Genomic DNA, 18,455 nt, shown 5'->3' with positions numbered 1-18,455 from the left:
TCGAAAAACACCAATAATGGAGGGCGATATGCGTATGCAAAATAAACTCGGTGCTGCCATTCTGGCGGCGGCTTTGCTCGGCGCCGGTGCGGTGCCCGCGACGGCGCAGAAATCCGTCGACACGCTGCGGATCGTGATGCGCGATGCGCTTCCCAACATCGATCCCTATTTCAACAATTTGCGCACCGGCGTGGTGATGCACCACCAGGGCTGGGACGCGCTGGTCTACCGCAATCCGGATACGTTCAAGCTCGAACCGCTGCTCGCCACCGAGTGGAAGCTGCCGGATCCGACCACCATCGAGTTCACGCTGCGTCCGGGCGTCAAATTCCACGACGGCAGCCCGTTCACGGCCGATGACGTCGTCTACACCATCAACCTCGTGGCCGATCCGACGAGCCGCGTATCGACGCCGTCGAACTACAACTGGATCGACAAGGCCGAGAAAACCGGCGACCTTTCGCTGCGCGTCACGCTGAAGCGGCCGAACCCCGCGGCGCTGGAATATTTCGCGCTGGTGCTGCCGATCTATCCCAAGGCCTATCGCGAGAAGGTCGGTGCCGAGGGCTACGCCAAGGCGCCGATTGGTGCAGGTCCCTACAAGATGACCAAGGTCGAGCCCGGTGTCTCCATCGACTTCGAGCGGTTCGAGGATTACTGGGCCGGCAGTCCGAAAGGCAAGCCGGCGATCAAGAAGATGAGCGTGCGCTTCGTGCCGGACGCCAGCACCGAGATGACTGAATTGCTCGCCGGCCGTGCCGACTGGATCTGGAACATGAATCCGGACCAGATTGAGCCCGTGAACCGGATGCCGCATCTGCAGGCGGTGCGAAAAGAGTCGATGCGGATCGGCTTTCTCTCGCTCGACGCCGGCGGCCGCACCGGCGCCGACAATCCCCTGACCAAGCTGAAGGTACGGCAGGCGATCTGGCATGCGATCGACCGCAAAGCGATCGCCGAGAAGCTCGTCACCGGCGGCAGCCGCGTTCCTTCAGCGCCATGCTTCCCAACGCAGTTCGGCTGCGATGCCGAAGCAGCAGTAGCCTACGACTACGATCCGGCGAAGGCGAAGAAGCTTCTGGCAGAGGCCGGTTATCCCGATGGCTTCGACGTCGAGCTTGCCAGTTACGTGCTGCCGCAATGGGGCTCGGCGGTCCAGAACTACCTGCATGCGGTCGGCGTCCGCGCCAAGCTCAACCAGCTTCAGACGGCAGCCCTGATCCAGCGCGCCAAGGCGGGCGAATTGCGGATGTATCTCGGAAGCTGGGGCAGCTATTCGATCAATGACGTCTCGGCGGTCCTGCCCAATTACTTCGACGGCGGCGCCGATGACTACGCGCGCGATCCGGACGTGCAGAAATGGCTGCTGCAGGGCGGATCATCCATTAACCCGGAGGCGCGCAAGGAAGCCTATTCGGCGGCGATCAAAAAGATCACCGAACAGGCCTACTGGGCGCCGCTGCATACTTACGTGACGACCTACGGTCACTCCAAGCAGCTCGACTTCACGCCGTACCCGGACGAGCTGCCGCGCTTCTATCTGGCGAAGTGGAAGTAGGGGCGGCGAGGGCTCGCAGGCTTAACCGACTTTGGCTGGGGCTTCTGAGCGGTGCGATGCTCTTAAGCAAGCCATGACCTGTCGCGTCGCTGTTTCAATTTGAGCCAGCGTTTCTCGAAAAAACACAACGCCGCACCAGCGGAGTATAATCGCTGGGCGGCGTTGGTGATTTACTGGGCCCTCAAATCCCCAGCATCGGTATGTCAGCAAGACGCGTGCCGGGTTCGATCACGAGCGCGCCTACCCACGGACCATCGGAAATCGGCAAATTCTGCGCCTGGGCTGCGAAAGGCGGTTTCTAATTGATGAACTCAATGCCGGTCCGGCCGTTCCATCGTGGCGAGCGGAGTGCCTTGAGCCGACGGGACAGGAGCCGCAGTCTGTCGACTACCCGACACGGCTTGTCTTTTGACTACCTTTGATCGATCGGATCAGGGGGGCGGCGGGCTCGAGTAGCAATTGCCACTGCGCTAGCTAGTCCGACTTCTTTACGCCCAGAGCCTTTGCAACGGTATATCGACCAGGGGCGAGGTACCATCCTCGTCAGGCGTTGATCGTCGCTAACGCAGACCCCGGCCGTCAACGGTCGGCTCGATTGGATTTGAGACCGATGGATTATCAGGCGTTCACCAACGACAGCCTCACCATGATGTACGAGGGCATCCGTGGCGCGCTTGCCTCTGATGATGCGCAGAAGGCGGCAGGCGACCAGCCCCGGTTTCGCGTTCGGGAGACGCCCGATTGGAGAGCGCACGCGGCCAATCTGGAGAGCGAGATGCTTCGGCGCGGCATGTTTTTCGAGATCATTGACTGGTCGGAAGACCAGCAGCAGCTTCCGTTCTAGTCCGGCTGCCCGGATGCACGCCGGGCTTCTTGCCCAGCGCCACCCAGACGATGCTGCGCAGTGACCTCAGCCGCCGAACCGCTCGATAACATCCGCGAGTGGGGTATGGCCGACACAAGCGCCTGTTCCCGAACCAATGTCGCCGCTCTCCAGCGCCGTTGCATAGATGACGGCGGGGTCGGCCTCAATGCGTCGGCGTATCGCGGCGAGTTTTGGCCAGCGTGAGGGATCGGCGACCTGATGGAAGTCGAGCCATCGCGCGACGCCGACCAGAAGGCCGTCGGCCAGCGTCGGGCGCTCACCCATGAGAAAGGGCTGATCGTCGATCATGGCCTCGAGCTTGTCATGCCGCTCGATCACCCGCGCGGCGCCGAACTCGCGCAACGATGCCTGCATTTGCGGGTTCGGCTTTTCCATCTCCATCGCGACCCATAGCGGCGAGAAGGCGCCGGTGAAGCCCGTGTTCACAAAGGCCATCAGCTGGTGCATCCGGTCTGCTTCCGGCGACAGCGGCGCGAAGCTGATGCGGCGCTCGCTGTCTCGTGCCTCGAGCCATCCGGCGATCGCCATCGTCTCGGTCAGTACCCGCCCTGCATCCGTGATCAGGGCCGGCGTTTCATGCCTTGCATTGATGCGGGCATAGGAAGGGTCGCGCATCTCGCCGAGCATATCGACGCGGCACAGCCGATAGGGTTTGCCAAGCCATTCGAGCGCGGCGACAAGCCCCATCGAGCTTCCGGCCGGGAAGCCATAAACAAGAATCGGTTCCATTGGTATGTTCTCCGTGATTTCTGCTGATCACGCTGCGCAGCGTGACTGGAAACTACGGATCGCGCTGCCCAAGTAAATGACGCACCTTTTTGTAACCACGAGCAATCGGATGAAAGATCTCGTCTCCCGCTGTCCCATCGAAGAAGTGATGCAGGTCGTGAGCGGTCGCTGGCCCGGTCTGCTGATCTACTATCTGAAGCAGGGCACGAAACGCTTCAGCGACCTGCGCAGGGACAACCCCGCCATATCGCACAAGATGCTCACTTTGGAGCTTCGCAAGCTGGAGGACGCCGGCATTGTCGCGCGCACTGAGTTCGAGGGATATCCGCTGCGCGTGGAATATGATTTGACGCCGGCCGGTCTCAAGCTCGTGCCGCTGCTTGATGCGCTGGGTAGCTGGTGGGAAGCGACTGAAGCTGGCCGCGGTCATGGCAGCACGTTACCGGTCGAGGTGACGGAATAATCGCAGGGCGCAGTACGTCAGCCTTCCGGCAACCCCGCCGCCGCCATCAACTGCATGATCCGTTCGGCAGCCTCGATATAGACGGGGCTGGAATTCTTCCTGGGCGTCGGAACGTTTTGCACGGTCGAGCCGGGCCGCAATTCACGGCCCTTTTCCATCGCCGCTCTGGCTTCTTCGGTCTTCCCCAATTGCTGATAGGCCGCCGCAAGCAGCATATGCGTGCGCCCGCTGGCGGCCGTGATCGCGATCGACTTCAGCAGCCACGGCACGGCGTCTTCGGCGCGGCCCATCAGCATGTTGGCCCAGCCGGCACCGATCATCCATGTCCAGCGCGACACCTGCGGCGTGTCGAACCGGTCCGCCTGCTTGAACGTCGCGAGCGCGTCCTCGAAGCGCCCCAATTGGATCTGGGCAAGACCGACATGATACAGCGCAATCCCGTTCCACGGGTCGAAGCTCAAGGCTCGCGCGCAGGCGACGAGACTCGCGCTAAACTGGTTGGTGGCGTTGAGGAAGCGGCAATGGGCCTCGTGCGCCGGAATATAATTGGGTTTTGCGCGCAACGTCCGCTGCAGCATCGCCTCGGCCTTGGTCTCCGCCGCCTCGCGCTCGTCCGTACCCAACCACACCATCTGCACGCCGCGCATCAGCAGCGCGGCGAGTGCGACCTGAACCTCGACATTGTCAGGATCTTCGGCCAGCGCTTTCTCCAGTATGGCCTGCGCCGCCTGAAAACGTTCCGGCGAGGTCTGGTTGATATGGGCGGTCGCCTGCTCGATCACGACCTTGCTCTTCGTAGCCGATGGCCCGTCGGCATTCAGCAACTCGTTGATGCGCAGCGCCAGGGCGTGACCGACGCCCGCCGCCAGCCGGGACTGCTGCATCTGCAGGTCGGTGTCCGCCGGGTTGACCTGATATGACGCCGTCCACGTCACCTCGCCGGTTGCCGTGTTGGTCATGCGCATTCGTATCGACCAGGCCTGCTCGCTCTTCTGCAGTTCGCCCTTCACCACGAAGTCCGCCTTGGGTGCGCCCGTTTCCGGAGCGAGCACGCGGATGTTTTCGATTTTCGCCAGGCCGTCAGTGAGGCGGCTGCTGACGTCGGCCGCCATCTGGGCGACGAGGGGATCGCTGCTCGCATCCGTCATCGGCATGACGGCGATGGTTGTGGGCCCGCGCGCAAAGATCAGGCCGGGGCGCAACATCCACACGGCGATCGCCGTGCACAGGATGGCGAGCCCCGCGACAGAAGCGAACGCGATGCGCCGCCGGCTGAAGTCGAAAAGCCGTTTCGCGGGCTCATTGTTCGCCTCGACCGTCGCCTTCGTGTCCGATGCAACGGGCACCGGCTGGCTGACGGGCGCAATTTCCGGCGCCGCAGGGACGGGGACCTCGGTCACCTCGGCCTGGAACAGATAGCCGCGCCCCGAAATGACCCGGACCACCTGGCGCTTGCCGTCGCCCAGCGCAGTGCGGATTTCGCGGATGCACTGGAACAGGCTGTCCTCACCGACATGGACGTTCGGCCAGACGGCTTCCATCAACTGCTGTTTGCTTAGGACCCGGCCGGCATTGCTGGCGAGTAGCCGCAGTATCTCCAGGCTCTTGGGCCGGAGCCTGATCGTCCCGCCATCGGATGTGCGCAGCTCGGCGCGCTCAGAATCGAGCTCAAACCCAGAAAAGCGCAGCACCGTCCCCTCCAAACCGGCAACTGTGCCCATTTAGTGCCCGGATTGACCCTAAAAATGTGCCCAAACGCACAAGTGGGCCGAATATCAGAAAAATTTCAGAATGTCCTGGGTGCAATCTCAGGACCTCCGGACGGCGAAATGAGAGGAAAGGGGAGTTGAAGCGGGGAGTCGTGCCGAATGGGGACTGCGATTCTGGAGAGGCGCGCGGACCTCTGCGGGCTGGGGGCGGAAGATGTTCGGTATACGTAATTATTACCGTGCTGCGGGCTGTGTCGCCGGCAAGCGGCTGCGCGTCGCGCTTCTGGCTTTGCCTGCGCTGGTGGCCGCGGGCTCACCGGCGGCGGCCCAGGACGCCACCTGGCTCGCCAGCCCCGGCTCGGGCGACTTCAATACGGGCGGCAACTGGCGCACTGGGCGCGAGCTTCGTAGTCAACGGCGCCGCGCAGGCACGCGATGCCGCCCTGACCACCGCGTCCGCCGAAGTGAAATGGCGCAACGGTTTTGCGGTCGGCGCCACCTTCGAGGGCGGGTTCTCCAACGTCACCCGCAGTTACGCAGGCAGGGGATTCTTGCGCCATGTGTGGTGAGCTTCACAATCGGACCGGCATCTTCATGCTAAAATCAATTCGCCCCGCCCACGACATGGCCTTTGAAGAAGCCGATCAGCCCGCAGAGCAAGGATCGAACGAGATGGACAATGCGGTGAACCTCGCCCAGGTCAGGGCCGAACTGTCCTATCTCAATCGTCTGGACGAAATTCGCGAGACCAATGTGGCGAGTTTGAAGCGCCTGAAGGAAGCCCGTGACGCTCTGCTTGGCAGAGGAAGTGAAGTCGCGGAAATCTCAACCTCACGCAGATTCTAGAGCCGCCGAAATACTGCAACCCCGCCGTCATTGCTGTCGATGTTCACTAATTCGCTGATTGGATCGCGGTGGCCTTGGTAGCGGCGAAGGCCTTGGGAGTTTGCCCTGCCAAGGCCTGATGGGGCCTGTGGTTGTTGTAGTAGATCAGGTACTCGAACAGTTCGTTGGCGAAGTGGTCGAGATTGTCGAAGGTGGCGCCCTCGATGACGTCCTCATCGAGCGTGCGCCAGAAGCGTTCGACCTTGCCGTTGGTCTGCGGCCGATAGGGCCTGGTGTAGCGGTGTTTGATGCCGAGCTCGAGCAGCATGGCCTCGAACGGATGCTCGTCCGGCTTGGTGCGGGCGGCGAACTCGGCGCCGGCAGCGCCTTCTTGGAGGTCAGGACCTCGGCCCAGGCCAGCCGCGAGCAACTGTCGATCAGGCTGACGATGTAGGCCGTGGCCGGGGGTGGCGCGAGAAACATATCGCGCGGCAATTGATGCAGATCGACGTGGCCGAGCTCTCCGAGCTTGTCCTTGATAATGCGGCGTTTCTCCTCGCGCATCGCCGGCGTGCGGCGGTTCAGCCCATAGCGTGTCAGCACCCGATAGATGGTCGAGGGCGAGGGTATCGTGTCGCGCCGCTCGCGCAAGACGGCATGGATCTCGTAGCGGTTCATACCCTTCTGCCGGCATGCAACGATCTCCGCCTCGATGCCCTCTGGCTCGCGCCGTTCCCGCCATTTGGGTCCACGGCGGCGCGGCAACAAATCTGCCTCATCGCCGCTCTGCAGATAGCGGTTGTAATACTTGCGGAACGTCTGCGAGCAGGTTCCGTGGTGGCGGTAGAAATCCCCAACCCGCTTGAACAGCTTCGACCGGCCCGCCTTTACCGCCTCGTACTCCGGGATCAGGAACCGCCACTTCTGCAGGTAATTGCGTTCAATCGTCCGGTCATAGCTGTTATCGCGCATTGGATCGTCCTCCAGAGGAGCGATCCAATCAGCGAATTAGTGAACATGCACAATTGCGAGCGCAATTGCGCTCGTCGCCGGGCGGCGCTTTTGCGCTCGACCCGTTGGCTCGCAATGGCGGACCAAGTTGGTGATCTATCGTCTCAACTCGGCGATGCCCAGCTCCGTCCACATCCAGTCGAAGCGGTAACTCGCCATCGCACTGTCGGACTCGCCGGCCCTGGCCGTCCGGTTTTCCATCATTTTGAGCCAGTCGACGACTTTCGCGCGCCCGCTTGCGGTCTTGACCGCGGCGCGCGGCGATTTGTTTCCGAGCGCCGGGACGGGCTGATCGAGCGTGTCGCGATAATGCCGGTCCATGGTTTCGTGGATGATGGCGTTCCGCTCCTGCTCTGAAAGATCGGCCTTCTGCGGCGCACCCGCGTCGCGTGACGCCAACACTTGCTCGATGGTTTCCGTCACAACCAAGGGCTGCCCGACGCGCGCTCCGAGTATCGTGGACAACAATTTATTCCCCCGTTCCGAACGCTCCAGCGAATTGACCGATAGCACCAGGGCTCTGCCATCCAGTTTCACGCTGCCGAGCACGAGCGCGCCGTCATCGCGCGTGGTTTCGATAGTGAGGGATTTCGACGGTCGGGCGCGACCGGTCGACGCGGCGGCGCGCTTCCCCCGACGGACCCAGTTCCATTTCGTTGCGGTTGCAGGCACCAGATCGGCGCATGAATCCAGTGCCGCGCGGACGTCGTCATCCGCCGTGCCGTCGGCGAGTGGATATCTAACCGTACATTGAAGGAGTTCATCGTCGTCGGCGTTGCGCAAATCGGGCATTGCCGGCTGTTCGGCCCGATCGATCGCGTCGATGAGCCAGCAGGTCGTGAACGTCGAGCTTACCGCACGCAGCCTTTCGGTTTCCGAAAGGCTGGCGATAACGGCTGGGTCGAAATCTTCTCCGATCGCTTTGGCAAGTTCCCGCTTTTCCTTCCGGGTGAGCTTGCTGCGAAGGCCCTGGATGAGGTTCTCCGACGTCTCGTACTCGTACGGCAACACGGCGCCGCTGATCTGTGTCCGCTGCCCCACCTGAACGACGCGCCCGGCGAAGCGGTCCCATTGCTTGAGGGTGCGGGTTGCCGACCGCTCGCTGATCAGCACCGGCTCGCCTCCGCGGACGAGGTCGCGAGCGCGGAACGATTTATCGAGCACGACATCACTCACTTCATAGAGACTCACCACCGAATTTCGTAATGCGGTCATATAAGCCCGAACGTCCGCGGCTTCCTTCCATCCGCGGCGCTTCAGATACTCGTCGACGATGTTGCTGTCGTCGTCGAACTCCCGCGTCAGCAGGTCCTCGAAGGCGCAGGCCCAGACCGTGCTCATGAACAGATCTTCGCCAAGGGTCGAGACGATGTCGTCGACCGCGAGGCCGGTCTCGTCGCAGGTCGGCAGCACGTGATCTTCGAGGACCATCTCAAACCGGTCGCGCCATGGCTCGCGCGTCGCCCATTTCATCAGTCCTTCGAGCAGATGCTTGCGCGCCATACTCCAGCTCCACCACGGGACCGCCGATCGCGGTCCGTGGCGTTATTTTATCGTTCCGATGATGGTGTGCAATCGCTCGCGGCGAAATCAACAGGGTCTTGTCAATGCCGGTCCGGTTCCGGCGCCGGGCCGGCTCCAGGCTCGATCGTTATGCCGTTGATTTCGCACCATTCCCGCAGGGCCGCTTCAGTTGCCTTGCTCTCGAAATCGTACCATCGATCGAGGGCCTTTTTTCGTTGCAGCAGATCCTTGAACCGCGCATAAGCGCCCCTCTTATGGAATATCCGCTGGATTTCGTCGAGTTCGTCCGGAAGAAATTCTCTGGCGAATGCGAACACCAGCGGCGTGCCGAGATCGAGTTCCTTCTTGTGAGGGATCGAAAGATATTTTTCCTCGTCGTCGGCATCGTCCGGCCACTCGTCGACGTCGTCCCCCAATTCAGAATGCCACAGAAATTTGCCGGTTTTCCGGCAGAGCACGGCCTCATGCTCGTACGGCTGCCCGAGACTGACGAATTCGAACGTGTGTAGCAGCTCAGTCCAATCAAGTGACACCGGCATTGGTGTTCTCCTGCTTGCCGCCAGCAGCGTCTCCAATCCACTGGCGCTTATATGGTCATTACTTGATTCCTGTGCCGTTCAGCCGTTCGTCACATGCACGCCCGGCTTCTCCCCCGCGTTCCACTTGCCGCCGATCGCGCGCTCGATCTGCGCGGCCAGTTGCAACAACAGCCCGTCATTGGCCTGCTTTCCGATCGCCTGGATGCCGAGCGGCAGGCCGTGCTCGTGGGTGGCGAGCGGCAGCGAGATCGCGGGGATGCCGCAGAGATTGGCGAGCGGCGTGAAGGCAAAATTGCGCCAGAGATTGCCGAACCAGTCCAGCACGGACGGATTGTCGCTGATCGTGAGGTACTCCGTGGTGCCGACCTTCGGCGTCGGCAATGCCGTGATCGGGGTCAGGATGATGTCCCAATCCTCGAAGAAGGCGCCGAAGCCGCGCGAGGTGGTGTTGAACACCGCCTGCATGCGCGCCCGGTCGGCAAAGCTCATGTGTCGGCCCGCCTCCCAGATCCGCACGTTGACCGGTTCGATCAGATCGGCCGGCGGCTGCATCAGCCCGCGCGCGGCGAGCATGTTGCCGATGACGATCGCAAAATTGCTGATGTAGCAGGTGGTCTGCGCCGCGAAGGCTTCGCGATAATCCAGATCGGGCAAGGCGTAATCGACGTGATGGCCGAGGCCTTCAAGGAAGCGCCCGACCTTTTGCAGCTCGGCCGCGATCTGCGGCGTCGCCTGGTAATCGCCCCACTTGTACGACAGCGCGATTTTCAGCCGGCCCGGATCGCGCATGATCATCCGCGTATAAGGCTCCGGCGAACTCCAGAACGGCATGAATTCGCCCGGCGCCGGCCCGCGGCAGGCGTCGACGAAAGCCGCGGTGTCGCGCACCGTGCGCGACTGGCAGCCCTGGATGGAGACCAGCCCGCTGAGGTCGGACAGAAGCGGCGATAGCGAGAACACGCCGCGCGAGACCTTCAGCCCGATATTGCCGTTGACGCCGGCTGGGATTCGGATCGAGCCGCCGCCGTCGGTCGCATGCGCGATCGGCACCGCGCCGGCGGCGACCATCGCGGCGCTGCCGGCCGACGAGCCGCAGGTGGTGTAGTCGGTATTCCAGGGGTTGCGCGTGACATAGACGGCGGGATTTTCGGCCGAACTGCAGACGCCGAATTCCGGCGTCGTGGTGCGGCCGATCAGATTGAGCCCGGCCCCGCGCATCTTCGTCGTCATGAACGTGTCGGCCGTGGCGCGGTTACCGCGCATGTAGAGCGAGCCCATTTCCTGCAGGCGGCCCTTCATTGTCGGGCCAAGATCCTTCATCAGGAAGGGCAGGCCGGCAAACGGGCCGTCGAGGTTGGTGCCGTCGGTGCCGGGGTCTGTGACCGCATCCTCGAAGATTTCGACGACGGCTGAAAGCGCGGGATCGACTTTGGCGATGCCGGCGGCCGCCTGCGCAGCCAGTTCCGCGGCCGTCAGTTCACCCTTCGCTACGCGCGCAGCCAGCGCAACGCCGTCGTGGTCAGCCCATTCGTCCCAGCTCATCGGCAAGTTCATGCAATCGGTCCCCTCGGAAAATAGCTCGGAACCTTAGAACATGATTGGGGAGGGCGGAACTTTTTTTCACCGGTCCGCAGACCGCTTCATCGCGGCCGTCGTGACAGCGCTGAGCCGCAGCGTCAGGAACGGAAATCGATGCTGCGCACGATGATGCCGGGGGGAGTGCCTTCGAACTCCCGCGCCTGGAATTTGCGGGACGCGCAGGCTTCGATCCGGTCCCGCAACCGCGCGAACTGTTCCTCGCGCCGGTTGGCCGGCGTCCGCGGCACGTGTTCCAGATCGTCCATCGCCGAAGCGCTGACGGCGCAGGGCACTTCCCTGCCGCCGTCCATCATCGAGAACAGCAGGACCATCCGGTCATCGTCATAGCCTCGGATGTTGCCGCGCGCGAACGTCATCAGGCTTTCCTCCCGGAACGGAGCGGACTTAACTCTTCTTTTTCGTTACCGGCGGATTGATTTCTGCGATCCTGCGCAGGCAGTCCGCTTCGGAAGAATGCGGGCCCGAGACGAAGGTTCCGCTGACTTTGGTCGAGTACCAGCCGGACTCTACCCCGAGACGAAGCGATTCTTCGGTCATGACGTGACGTGGCGAGAGGTTCTGCATCAGGTGCTTTCGGTTTACGCCGTTCGATCCTGGTCGGGACGGCTGGATGAAGTGTACAGTTCTTTTAGGCCGAACATCGTCCTGTTCAGGTCTCCTCCCCGGAAAGCCGGGTAAGATCGGCAAGCACCGCGGCGACGAGGTCGCGGTGATGGGTGTCGGTCGGCGCGAGACCGGCCGAATACAGATTGAGCACGTAACGCGCCTTGGCCACCGCCTCGGGCCACGAGGTGGCCGGCACGGCAAGGAGCTGGAGTTCGACAGCGCCCTGCTCGTCACGCAACAGTTTTGCGTTGGCCTCGACGTCGGCAAGCACGCGACGGATATCGGTGGCCTTCTGCGCCGCCATGCCGCGATGCTTGTCGAGCTCGATCGGGGTCTCGGTCACGCGGGGGCGCTCGCGTCGATGCGTTGCGCGTCGGACAGATCGATCGAACTGATCGAGATCATTTCCATCGCGGAGCGGTGCGGCGGCGCGCCGGGCACCATGATCATGGTGGCGACCCGCCGAAAACACGGAAACGAAAGGCCCTCGATCATCTCCTCGTCGGTGATGATTTCGTAAGCCCCCGGTGCGAGCTGCCGATCGATACCCTTGATGCGGAACGGATGCCTGAAATGAACCGTTTCCCGTCGTGTGCGCGTGGTCATGCCGGCAGCCTCGCGTATCTGCGCACGAAGTCATCATGTTTTGCGGACATCATCGCAACGTGCGCGCTTTTGCGCCAATTAGCTATCGTTTTCTTTGGTACTCGCCGCATTTGGTCGAATGAGGCAGCCCGCGCCTTGTATTCGCCGGTTTCGTAGCCACTTCGAGCAGTCAGTAGATGGAGAAGGGCTTTCGAGTGAAGATTCGCGTCGGATTCGAAATGCTCTACGATTTCCCGCAGCCGACGCCGATGATCATGGTGCTGGGCACACACTTCACCCGTGCGTCCGACGTCATTGTGCCGGACTTCCTCACCACCGACCCCGTCGTCGAGATCGCACCCTATCGCGACATGTTCGGCAATTGGTGCAGCCGCATGGTTGCGCCCGCCGGCCGCGTGCGTCTCGCGGCCGATGGCGTCGTTCGCGACAGCGGCCTGCCCGATCCGGTGTTTGCTTCCGCGGTTCAGCATGCGGTCGAGGACTTGCCCGCGGACACCCTGGTCTATCTGCTCGGCAGCCGCTATTGCGAGACCGAGCGGCTTTCGGAAATCGCCTGGCAATTGTTCGAGAAAACGCCGCCAGGCTGGGCGCGGGTCCAGGCGATCTGCGATTTCGTGCACCGTCACATCGCATTCGGATACGAGCATGCGCGCGCCAGCAAGACGGCGTGGGAGGCTTACACGGAAGGCAAGGGCGTCTGCCGCGATTACGCTCATCTTGCCGTCGCGTTCTGCCGCTGCATGAACATTCCCGCACGCTATTGCACGGGCTATCTCAGCGACATCGGTACGCCGAAGCCCTGGGCCGCAGGCGATTTCGCCGGCTGGTTCGAAGCCTATATCGGCGGGCACTGGCGCACCTTCGATCCGCGCAACAACGTGCCAAGGATCGGCCGCATCCTGATCGCGCAGGGGCGCGATGCCTCCGATGTGCCGATCACCCAGACGTTTGGGCCAAACACATTGGCCGGCTTCAAGGTCTGGACCGACGAGGTTGCGTGACGACGGATCGTCTCGAGTCGACCGGCTTGGTTAGCCAGCCAGCTAGCTCAACAAGGTGCGCGCCTTCATGACGGCATCGTAGACCTGGACCTGAAGCATCGGATAAGCGGTCTTCAGCTTTCGGCCGGAGACTTCCGCAGCCTCGGCCGTGTCAAACTGCGACTTGAAATGGCCGTCGACGATCGTCGCGAACCCTTCGGTCGGAGGCCTGTCGGCCCGCACCGTCTTCTTCGGCTCCGGCTCTTCAATGGAAAGCAGGGGTTTCTTCATCGTCATTCCTTTCGCGTTCACCGCGATGATCTCGTCGGAGCTGGCTCGGCGGCTGGTCTGAATGGGCGGCGGCACAAGATGGAGAGATGTCAGATGGAGAGATATCGTTCCGATCTTGCCGGAGATTCGCAGGGCCTCGCCAGAACAGGCCCGGACGCCCATCGCCTTGCGGCCTGGGATAGGCGGTGATCGGGGCAGCAGACGCTCTTTTCGTCACGATGTCGAGGGAAATCCCCACAGCGAAGGCAAGGTCAGCGTTCATGCCGCATCTAATCCGATCGCGATAGAAACGTGATGTAGAACCGGGATCGATCTCCGGCGAGCCGAGCCATGCTCGGCGTGCCGTCTTCTACGATATCGACCGCGCGCGAAGCAAAGTGGTTGCTATTGGGTGCGGCAGTATCCATATGACCAACAGCGTACCCGGTTTCGCAACAAGGCGAGTCCGCAGACGCGACGCTTAGCCACACAATCCTACAGACGATATCGACCAACGGCATGTCGCTTCGGCATGCGCGTTACGGGTCAGGAGACGCTATGTCCATCGAACACGCGTCCGTGCAGGCCTTGCGCAAGCCTTGGGGCGTCAGCGATCTCCAACCATGGAGCAGCGTCGACGGTACCGGGGATGCCGTGGGAGAGCTCTGGTTCGAGCGCGCTGACAGCGGTGCGCCGACTCCCGCCTTGCTTCTCAAGTTGTTGTTCACCAGCGCGCCGTTGTCGATCCAGGTCCATCCGGACGATACGTTTGCGCGCGCGATGGGGATGCCGAACGGCAAGAGCGAAGCATGGTACATCATCTCGGCGGAGCCGGGCGCGCAGATCGGCGTCGGCCTGAAGCGACGGATCACACCACAGGAATTACGCGCGGCGATAACGAATGGCTCGATCGTTGAGCTGGTTCAATGGCGTCCGGTTGCGAAAGGCGATGTCATCTTCATTCCGGCCGGCACCATCCACGCTCTCGGCGCAGGCATCGTGCTCGCCGAGATTCAGCAGCGCAGCGATACGACATTTCGCCTGTTCGACTACGGCAGAGCACGCGAATTGCACATCGACGATGGCGTAGCAGTCGCCAATGTCTTTCCGCTTGGGCCTCCACGTCAACCGACCCGCCTGACTCTTGAGCGGACGGTTCTGGTCGCGAGCCAACATTTTGTGCTCGAGCGGCTCGATCTGCCCGGGGGTTCGAGCTGGGCGCTGCTCGCCGATTCGGAAACCTGGGTTCTCGCGCTCGACGGCCATGCGGCGATCGGATTGGCCGCGCTATCCATCGGGCAGGCGATCTTCGTCGGCGGCGATCGCGCCAGCATCGAAGTCGGTGCCAACGGGTTATCCGCCCTGATCGCGTATCCCGCAAGCGGTCCGATCGGCTCCCTTTTGCACAGGCTTTCCGGGCGATCGACCAGACCTGTTCAGGCCGTTGCTGCCGACCTGGCGGAACTCACCGGCCTGGCCGAGGCGCACGTATGACGCCGCTCCGCAGGATCGCGGTGATCGGAAATTCATTGCCTCGCCGCTGCGGGATCGCAACATTTTCGACGGACCTGCAGCGCGCGATCTCGAATTCAGGGCCAAACCTGCAAACCTGCATCGTGGCGATGACCGACCACGACCAGACTTACGATTATCCGGCCTCGGTCGCGTTGCAGATCAAGGATGGAAGCATCGAGGAGTATGTCGGCGCCGCAGCGTTCCTCAACGCCGGCCGGTTCGACATCGTCTGCCTGCAGCACGAGTTCGGAATTTTCGGCGGTGAGGCCGGGGCTCATATCCTGGAACTGCTGTCGCGCCTGACCATGCCGGTCGTCACGACGTTGCACACGGTGCTGGCCGCGCCGACGGCGGCTCAGCGCGCGGTGATGGAGCGCATCGCCGAGATGTCCTCGAAGGTCGTCGTGATGGCCAACAAGGGCCGCGAGCTGCTGCGCGATATCTATCGGGTGTCGGACGAAAAGATCGAGGTCATTGCCCATGGCATCCCCGACTTTCCGTTCGTCGCGCCGGACGCGGCAAAGGCCAAGCTCGGATTTAGCAACCGGTCGGTCATTCTGACGTTCGGTCTGCTGTCCCCCAGCAAGGGCATCGAGGTCATGATCGACGCCATGCCGTCGATCCTGCAAAGGCGGCCGGACGCGGTCTATGTGGTACTCGGTGCGACGCACCCCAATCTGGTTCGCGATCAGGGCGAAGCCTATCGCGGCAGCCTGATGGAACGCGTGCGCAAACTTGGCATCGAGGACCACGTCGTATTCCTCGACCGGTTCGTTGATCAGGCCACGCTGCTCGAATTCATTTCAATGTGCGACGTCTACGTCACGCCCTATCTCAACGAGGCGCAGATGACGTCGGGCACGCTGGCCTACAGCTTCGGCCTCGGCAAGCCGGTCGTCTCGACACCTTACTGGCATGCGCGCGAATTGCTGGCCGACGGGCGCGGCGTTCTCGTTGCCTTTGGCGACGCGACAGGGACCGGCAACGAATTAGCAGGATTGCTTACCGACAGTCCTCGCCGGCAGGCGATGCGCGAGCGCGCCTACGCTGCCAGCCGATCGATGACATGGGAGCGCACCGCCGAGCGTTACATGACCGCCTTCGAAAATGCCCGGCAGGGCCACCGGCTGAAGGTGATCGCGCGTGCCGCGCCGGACGCGATCGCGCTGCACGGTCACGCGGTGGCCGATATGCAATTGGGCCATTTCCTGTCGATGTGCGACGATACCGGCCTGTTCCAGCACGCCGTGCATTCGGTGCCTGACCGCGCGCACGGCTACTGCGTGGACGACAATGCCCGGGCGTTGCTGTTGGCTTGCGCGCTCAATGAACCGGGCGAGCACCCGCTTTCGGAAAGCCAGACGGGCCGCTTTGCCGCCTTTGTGCAGCATGCGTGGAATCCCGATACCAGGCGCTTTCGCAACTTCATGGGTTTCAACCGGACCTGGCTCGAAGATGAAGGCTCCGAGGACAGTCACGGGCGAACCCTGTGGGCCCTGGGTGAATGCGCGCGGAAGGATGCCAGCCGGTCACGGCGTCGATGGGCGGCGGCCTTGTTTGCCGAAGCCTTGTCGACCGCCGCGGCCTTTCGCTCGCCTCGCGCCATGGCCTTCACGCTTCTCGGGCTGGACGCCTATTGCGCCGCAGCTCCTGATGATCAGCGGGCCCGTGAGATCAGGCATTCTCTTGCCGACACGCTGGTGTCCGCCCTCGCTCTGGTCGAGACGCCGGACTGGGTGTGGTTCGAGGGAGGCCTGGCGTATGACAATGCGCGCCTGCCGCAGGCCCTGATTGCCACAGGCCTCGCAACACAAACGTCCGCCTATGTCGATGCCGGTTTGAGAACCCTGCGTTGGTTGATGACGCTGCAGACGGCGTCGACCGGACATTTCCGCCCCGTGGGTACGACGAGCTTCGGTGAACTTCGGAAGCCTCCCGGGGCCTTCGATCAGCAGCCGGTGGAAGCCACCGCCACGATTGCGGCGTGCCTGACCGCGTGGCGCGCGGACGGCGATGCCGAATGGAAAGTCATCGCGGCGGGGGTTTTCTTCTGGTTCTTTGGCGGCAACGACCTGTCGGTTGCGCTCGTCGATTCCGAGACCGGCAGTTGTCGCGATGGGCTGCATCCCGATCGTGCCAATGAAAATCGCGGCGGCGAGTCGGTCGTGTCCTACCTGCTGGCGTTGGCCGAGATGCGCCAGCTTGCGCGCGCCAATATCAATCCGACGAACCCCGTGGCGCTTCGCGCCATCGGCGCTTGAGTTAAGCGTCCACTCACGCAAACGCGAACTGAGGACATCTTGTCACAAGCCAATTTTCTCAATCGGCAGGCACTCTACCTGCGTCCCGATCCCGCGCGCGTGATCGTGCGTCCGTTCAAGCCGGCGACCGAGCCGCGCGATCTCAACCCGACCGACAAGACCCGTGCCAATCATATCGTCGAGCGTGTTCTCAATCTCGATCCGCAGGCCGCGGCCGGCCAACTGGCCGACGTGCTGGAGAACTTCCAGGGCCGGCACCGCAACCTGCTGAAGACATTTGAGCTGCGCGCCGACGAAATGGAGGAGGCGCTGCTGGCGCACATTACGTTTTCCGAAGTGCAGCGCCAGCTTATTGGCGCCTACTTCCTGCACGAATACTCGTTCGAAGCGTCGGCATTGTTCAATCCCAGCATCGTGCCGCACCCCGACCAGTCAGGAATCCCGAACGGCAGCCTGCGCTTCATTCTGAGCCTCCGAGCCGTCGGCGAGGGGCACGTATCGTCACTGACGTTTCGCGCTGGCACCATCGCCGCTGAAGGCAGCATCAGAGTCGATCCGACGGCCCGGCTCGCTTCGAGTCCCCGGATCAGGCACCGGTTAGCTGGACCGATGGGCGACGAAGTCGACGTCGTTTTCGAGCCGGCACAGGACATCAGTGAACGCGTGATCTTTCCGGTCACCGATTCGCAATCGAACGGCATCGAAGACGCGCGCTTCGTCCAATTCAGCGATGGCGGTCGGACGACCTATTACGCAACCTATACCGCCTACAAGGGTACCGCGATCCGGTCGGAACTGATCGAGACCAGCGACTTCCTCTCGTTTCGAATGACGCCGCTGCACGGCGCAGCCGCGCGCAACAAGGGCATGGCGCTGTTCCCGCGCAAAATCGACGGCAAGTACGCCATGATCGCGCGACAGGATAACGAGAACCTTTATTTGATCTATTCCGACGACCTCTACAGATGGGAAGGCGGTCAGCCGATCCTGAAGCCGCAATTCCCTTGGGAGTTCGTGCAGATCGGCAACTGCGGATCGCCGGTCGAGCTGGAGGAGGGCTGGCTGATGCTGACGCATGGCGTCGGCCCGGTCCGAAAATATTCGATCGGCGCGGCACTGCTCGACAAGCGCGACCCCACCAGGGTGCTGGCCCGTTCGAGCGAACCGTTGTTGCGGCCCGAGCCGTCCGAACGCGAAGGCTACGTTCCCAACGTCGTCTATACCTGCGGGGCGATGGCGCACAATGATCAGCTCATTTTGCCCTACGCCGTATCGGATACGTACTCCAACTTTGCAACAATCCAAATTTCCGCGTTGATGCGATCGATGTCCTGAATCAGAAATCGCTCAGTGCGGCCCGTCCTCAAAGGAGCG

At 62.4% G+C, this 18,455-nt stretch carries 18 protein-coding genes and 2 pseudogenes; 8 read left to right on the top strand and 12 right to left on the bottom strand.

What is annotated here, in order from left to right:
- Positions 1 to 28: 28 nt before the first annotated feature.
- Positions 29 to 1,558: an ABC transporter substrate-binding protein gene (locus V1286_RS31345; protein ID WP_334486306.1), complete on the top strand. Its 1,530-nt coding sequence runs from the start codon at positions 29 to 31 to the stop codon at positions 1,556 to 1,558.
- A gap of 610 nt (positions 1,559 to 2,168) precedes the next feature.
- On the top strand, positions 2,169 to 2,402 hold the full coding sequence (locus V1286_RS31340; RefSeq protein WP_108512281.1) for a hypothetical protein: 234 nt from the start codon (positions 2,169 to 2,171) through the stop codon (positions 2,400 to 2,402).
- Positions 2,403 to 2,468: 66 nt separating this feature from the next.
- On the opposite strand, the gene V1286_RS31335 is transcribed toward V1286_RS31340, so the two are convergent.
- A complete protein-coding gene (locus tag V1286_RS31335; RefSeq protein WP_334486302.1) occupies positions 2,469 to 3,173 on the bottom strand; it encodes a glutathione S-transferase family protein in 705 nt (234 codons plus the stop codon).
- 109 nt (positions 3,174 to 3,282) lie between these two features.
- On the opposite strand from V1286_RS31335, the gene V1286_RS31330 reads away from it, so the two are divergent.
- A complete protein-coding gene (locus V1286_RS31330) occupies positions 3,283 to 3,636 on the top strand; it encodes a winged helix-turn-helix transcriptional regulator (RefSeq protein WP_334486299.1) in 354 nt (117 codons plus the stop codon).
- A gap of 17 nt (positions 3,637 to 3,653) precedes the next feature.
- Here the strand turns inward: V1286_RS31330 and V1286_RS31325 are convergent, their stop codons facing one another.
- Positions 3,654 to 5,327, bottom strand: a complete 1,674-nt coding sequence (locus V1286_RS31325; protein ID WP_334486296.1) for a tetratricopeptide repeat protein — start codon at positions 5,325 to 5,327, stop codon at positions 3,654 to 3,656.
- 576 nt (positions 5,328 to 5,903) lie between these two features.
- Between V1286_RS31325 and V1286_RS31320 the strand changes: the two genes are divergently transcribed.
- The gene (locus V1286_RS31320) at positions 5,904 to 6,191 is read left to right on the top strand and encodes a hypothetical protein (protein ID WP_334486293.1); all 288 of its coding nucleotides are present in this window, start codon (positions 5,904 to 5,906) and stop codon (positions 6,189 to 6,191) included.
- A gap of 46 nt (positions 6,192 to 6,237) precedes the next feature.
- Here the strand turns inward: V1286_RS31320 and V1286_RS31315 are convergent.
- The 9 genes and pseudogenes from V1286_RS31315 to V1286_RS31280 all read right to left on the bottom strand — a co-directional run.
- Positions 6,238 to 6,486 (bottom strand): annotated as a pseudogene (locus V1286_RS31315) (integrase core domain-containing protein); the annotation flags it as partial.
- Positions 6,487 to 6,779: 293 nt separating this feature from the next.
- Positions 6,780 to 7,142: pseudogene (locus V1286_RS39065) on the bottom strand (hypothetical protein); the annotation flags it as partial.
- A 135-nt stretch (positions 7,143 to 7,277) separates the two neighbouring features.
- Positions 7,278 to 8,684 carry a DUF7986 domain-containing protein gene (locus tag V1286_RS31310; RefSeq protein ID WP_334486290.1) on the bottom strand — a complete coding sequence of 469 codons (1,407 nt, stop codon included), beginning with the start codon at positions 8,682 to 8,684 and terminating at the stop codon, positions 7,278 to 7,280.
- Between the two features lie 101 nt (positions 8,685 to 8,785).
- Positions 8,786 to 9,244, bottom strand: a complete 459-nt coding sequence (locus V1286_RS31305; RefSeq protein ID WP_334486287.1) for a hypothetical protein — start codon at positions 9,242 to 9,244, stop codon at positions 8,786 to 8,788.
- 78 nt (positions 9,245 to 9,322) lie between these two features.
- Positions 9,323 to 10,798 (bottom strand): amidase, encoded by a 1,476-nt coding sequence (locus V1286_RS31300; RefSeq protein WP_334486284.1) that lies wholly within the window; start codon positions 10,796 to 10,798, stop codon positions 9,323 to 9,325.
- A 122-nt stretch (positions 10,799 to 10,920) separates the two neighbouring features.
- Positions 10,921 to 11,199: a DUF1488 family protein gene (locus V1286_RS31295; RefSeq protein WP_108512275.1), complete on the bottom strand. Its 279-nt coding sequence runs from the start codon at positions 11,197 to 11,199 to the stop codon at positions 10,921 to 10,923.
- A 28-nt stretch (positions 11,200 to 11,227) separates the two neighbouring features.
- A complete protein-coding gene (locus V1286_RS31290; protein ID WP_334486279.1) occupies positions 11,228 to 11,407 on the bottom strand; it encodes a hypothetical protein in 180 nt (59 codons plus the stop codon).
- Positions 11,408 to 11,492: 85 nt separating this feature from the next.
- Entirely contained in the window at positions 11,493 to 11,792 is a 300-nt protein-coding gene (locus V1286_RS31285; protein WP_108512273.1) for a hypothetical protein, read from the bottom strand.
- Entirely contained in the window at positions 11,789 to 12,055 is a 267-nt protein-coding gene (locus V1286_RS31280) for a hypothetical protein (RefSeq protein ID WP_334486275.1), read from the bottom strand. Before V1286_RS31280 ends, V1286_RS31285 begins: the two co-directional genes overlap by 4 nt.
- Before the next feature lie 194 nt (positions 12,056 to 12,249).
- On the opposite strand from V1286_RS31280, the gene V1286_RS31275 reads away from it, so the two are divergent.
- Positions 12,250 to 13,056, top strand: coding sequence for a transglutaminase-like domain-containing protein (locus V1286_RS31275; RefSeq protein ID WP_334486273.1), 807 nt, complete (start codon positions 12,250 to 12,252; stop codon positions 13,054 to 13,056).
- 42 nt (positions 13,057 to 13,098) lie between these two features.
- Here the strand turns inward: V1286_RS31275 and V1286_RS31270 are convergent, their stop codons facing one another.
- Positions 13,099 to 13,326 carry a hypothetical protein gene (locus tag V1286_RS31270; protein ID WP_108512270.1) on the bottom strand — a complete coding sequence of 76 codons (228 nt, stop codon included), beginning with the start codon at positions 13,324 to 13,326 and terminating at the stop codon, positions 13,099 to 13,101.
- A gap of 537 nt (positions 13,327 to 13,863) precedes the next feature.
- Between V1286_RS31270 and V1286_RS31265 the strand changes: the two genes are divergently transcribed.
- From V1286_RS31265 to V1286_RS31255, 3 genes are read left to right on the top strand one after another with little or no spacing between them, the layout of a single operon-like run.
- On the top strand, positions 13,864 to 14,799 hold the full coding sequence (locus V1286_RS31265) for a class I mannose-6-phosphate isomerase (RefSeq protein ID WP_334486271.1): 936 nt from the start codon (positions 13,864 to 13,866) through the stop codon (positions 14,797 to 14,799).
- Positions 14,796 to 17,081 carry a glycosyltransferase family 4 protein gene (locus V1286_RS31260; RefSeq protein WP_334486269.1) on the top strand — a complete coding sequence of 762 codons (2,286 nt, stop codon included), beginning with the start codon at positions 14,796 to 14,798 and terminating at the stop codon, positions 17,079 to 17,081. The genes V1286_RS31265 and V1286_RS31260 overlap by 4 nt, the downstream gene beginning before the upstream one ends.
- Before the next feature lie 39 nt (positions 17,082 to 17,120).
- Positions 17,121 to 18,416, top strand: coding sequence for a glycoside hydrolase family 130 protein (locus V1286_RS31255; RefSeq protein WP_334486266.1), 1,296 nt, complete (start codon positions 17,121 to 17,123; stop codon positions 18,414 to 18,416).
- Positions 18,417 to 18,455 lie beyond the last annotated feature (39 nt).

Origin of the sequence: Bradyrhizobium algeriense (genome assembly GCF_036924595.1) — a bacterium.
Lineage (GTDB): Bacteria > Pseudomonadota > Alphaproteobacteria > Rhizobiales > Xanthobacteraceae > Bradyrhizobium > Bradyrhizobium algeriense.
This window is presented reverse-complemented; position numbering and strand designations above follow the sequence as displayed.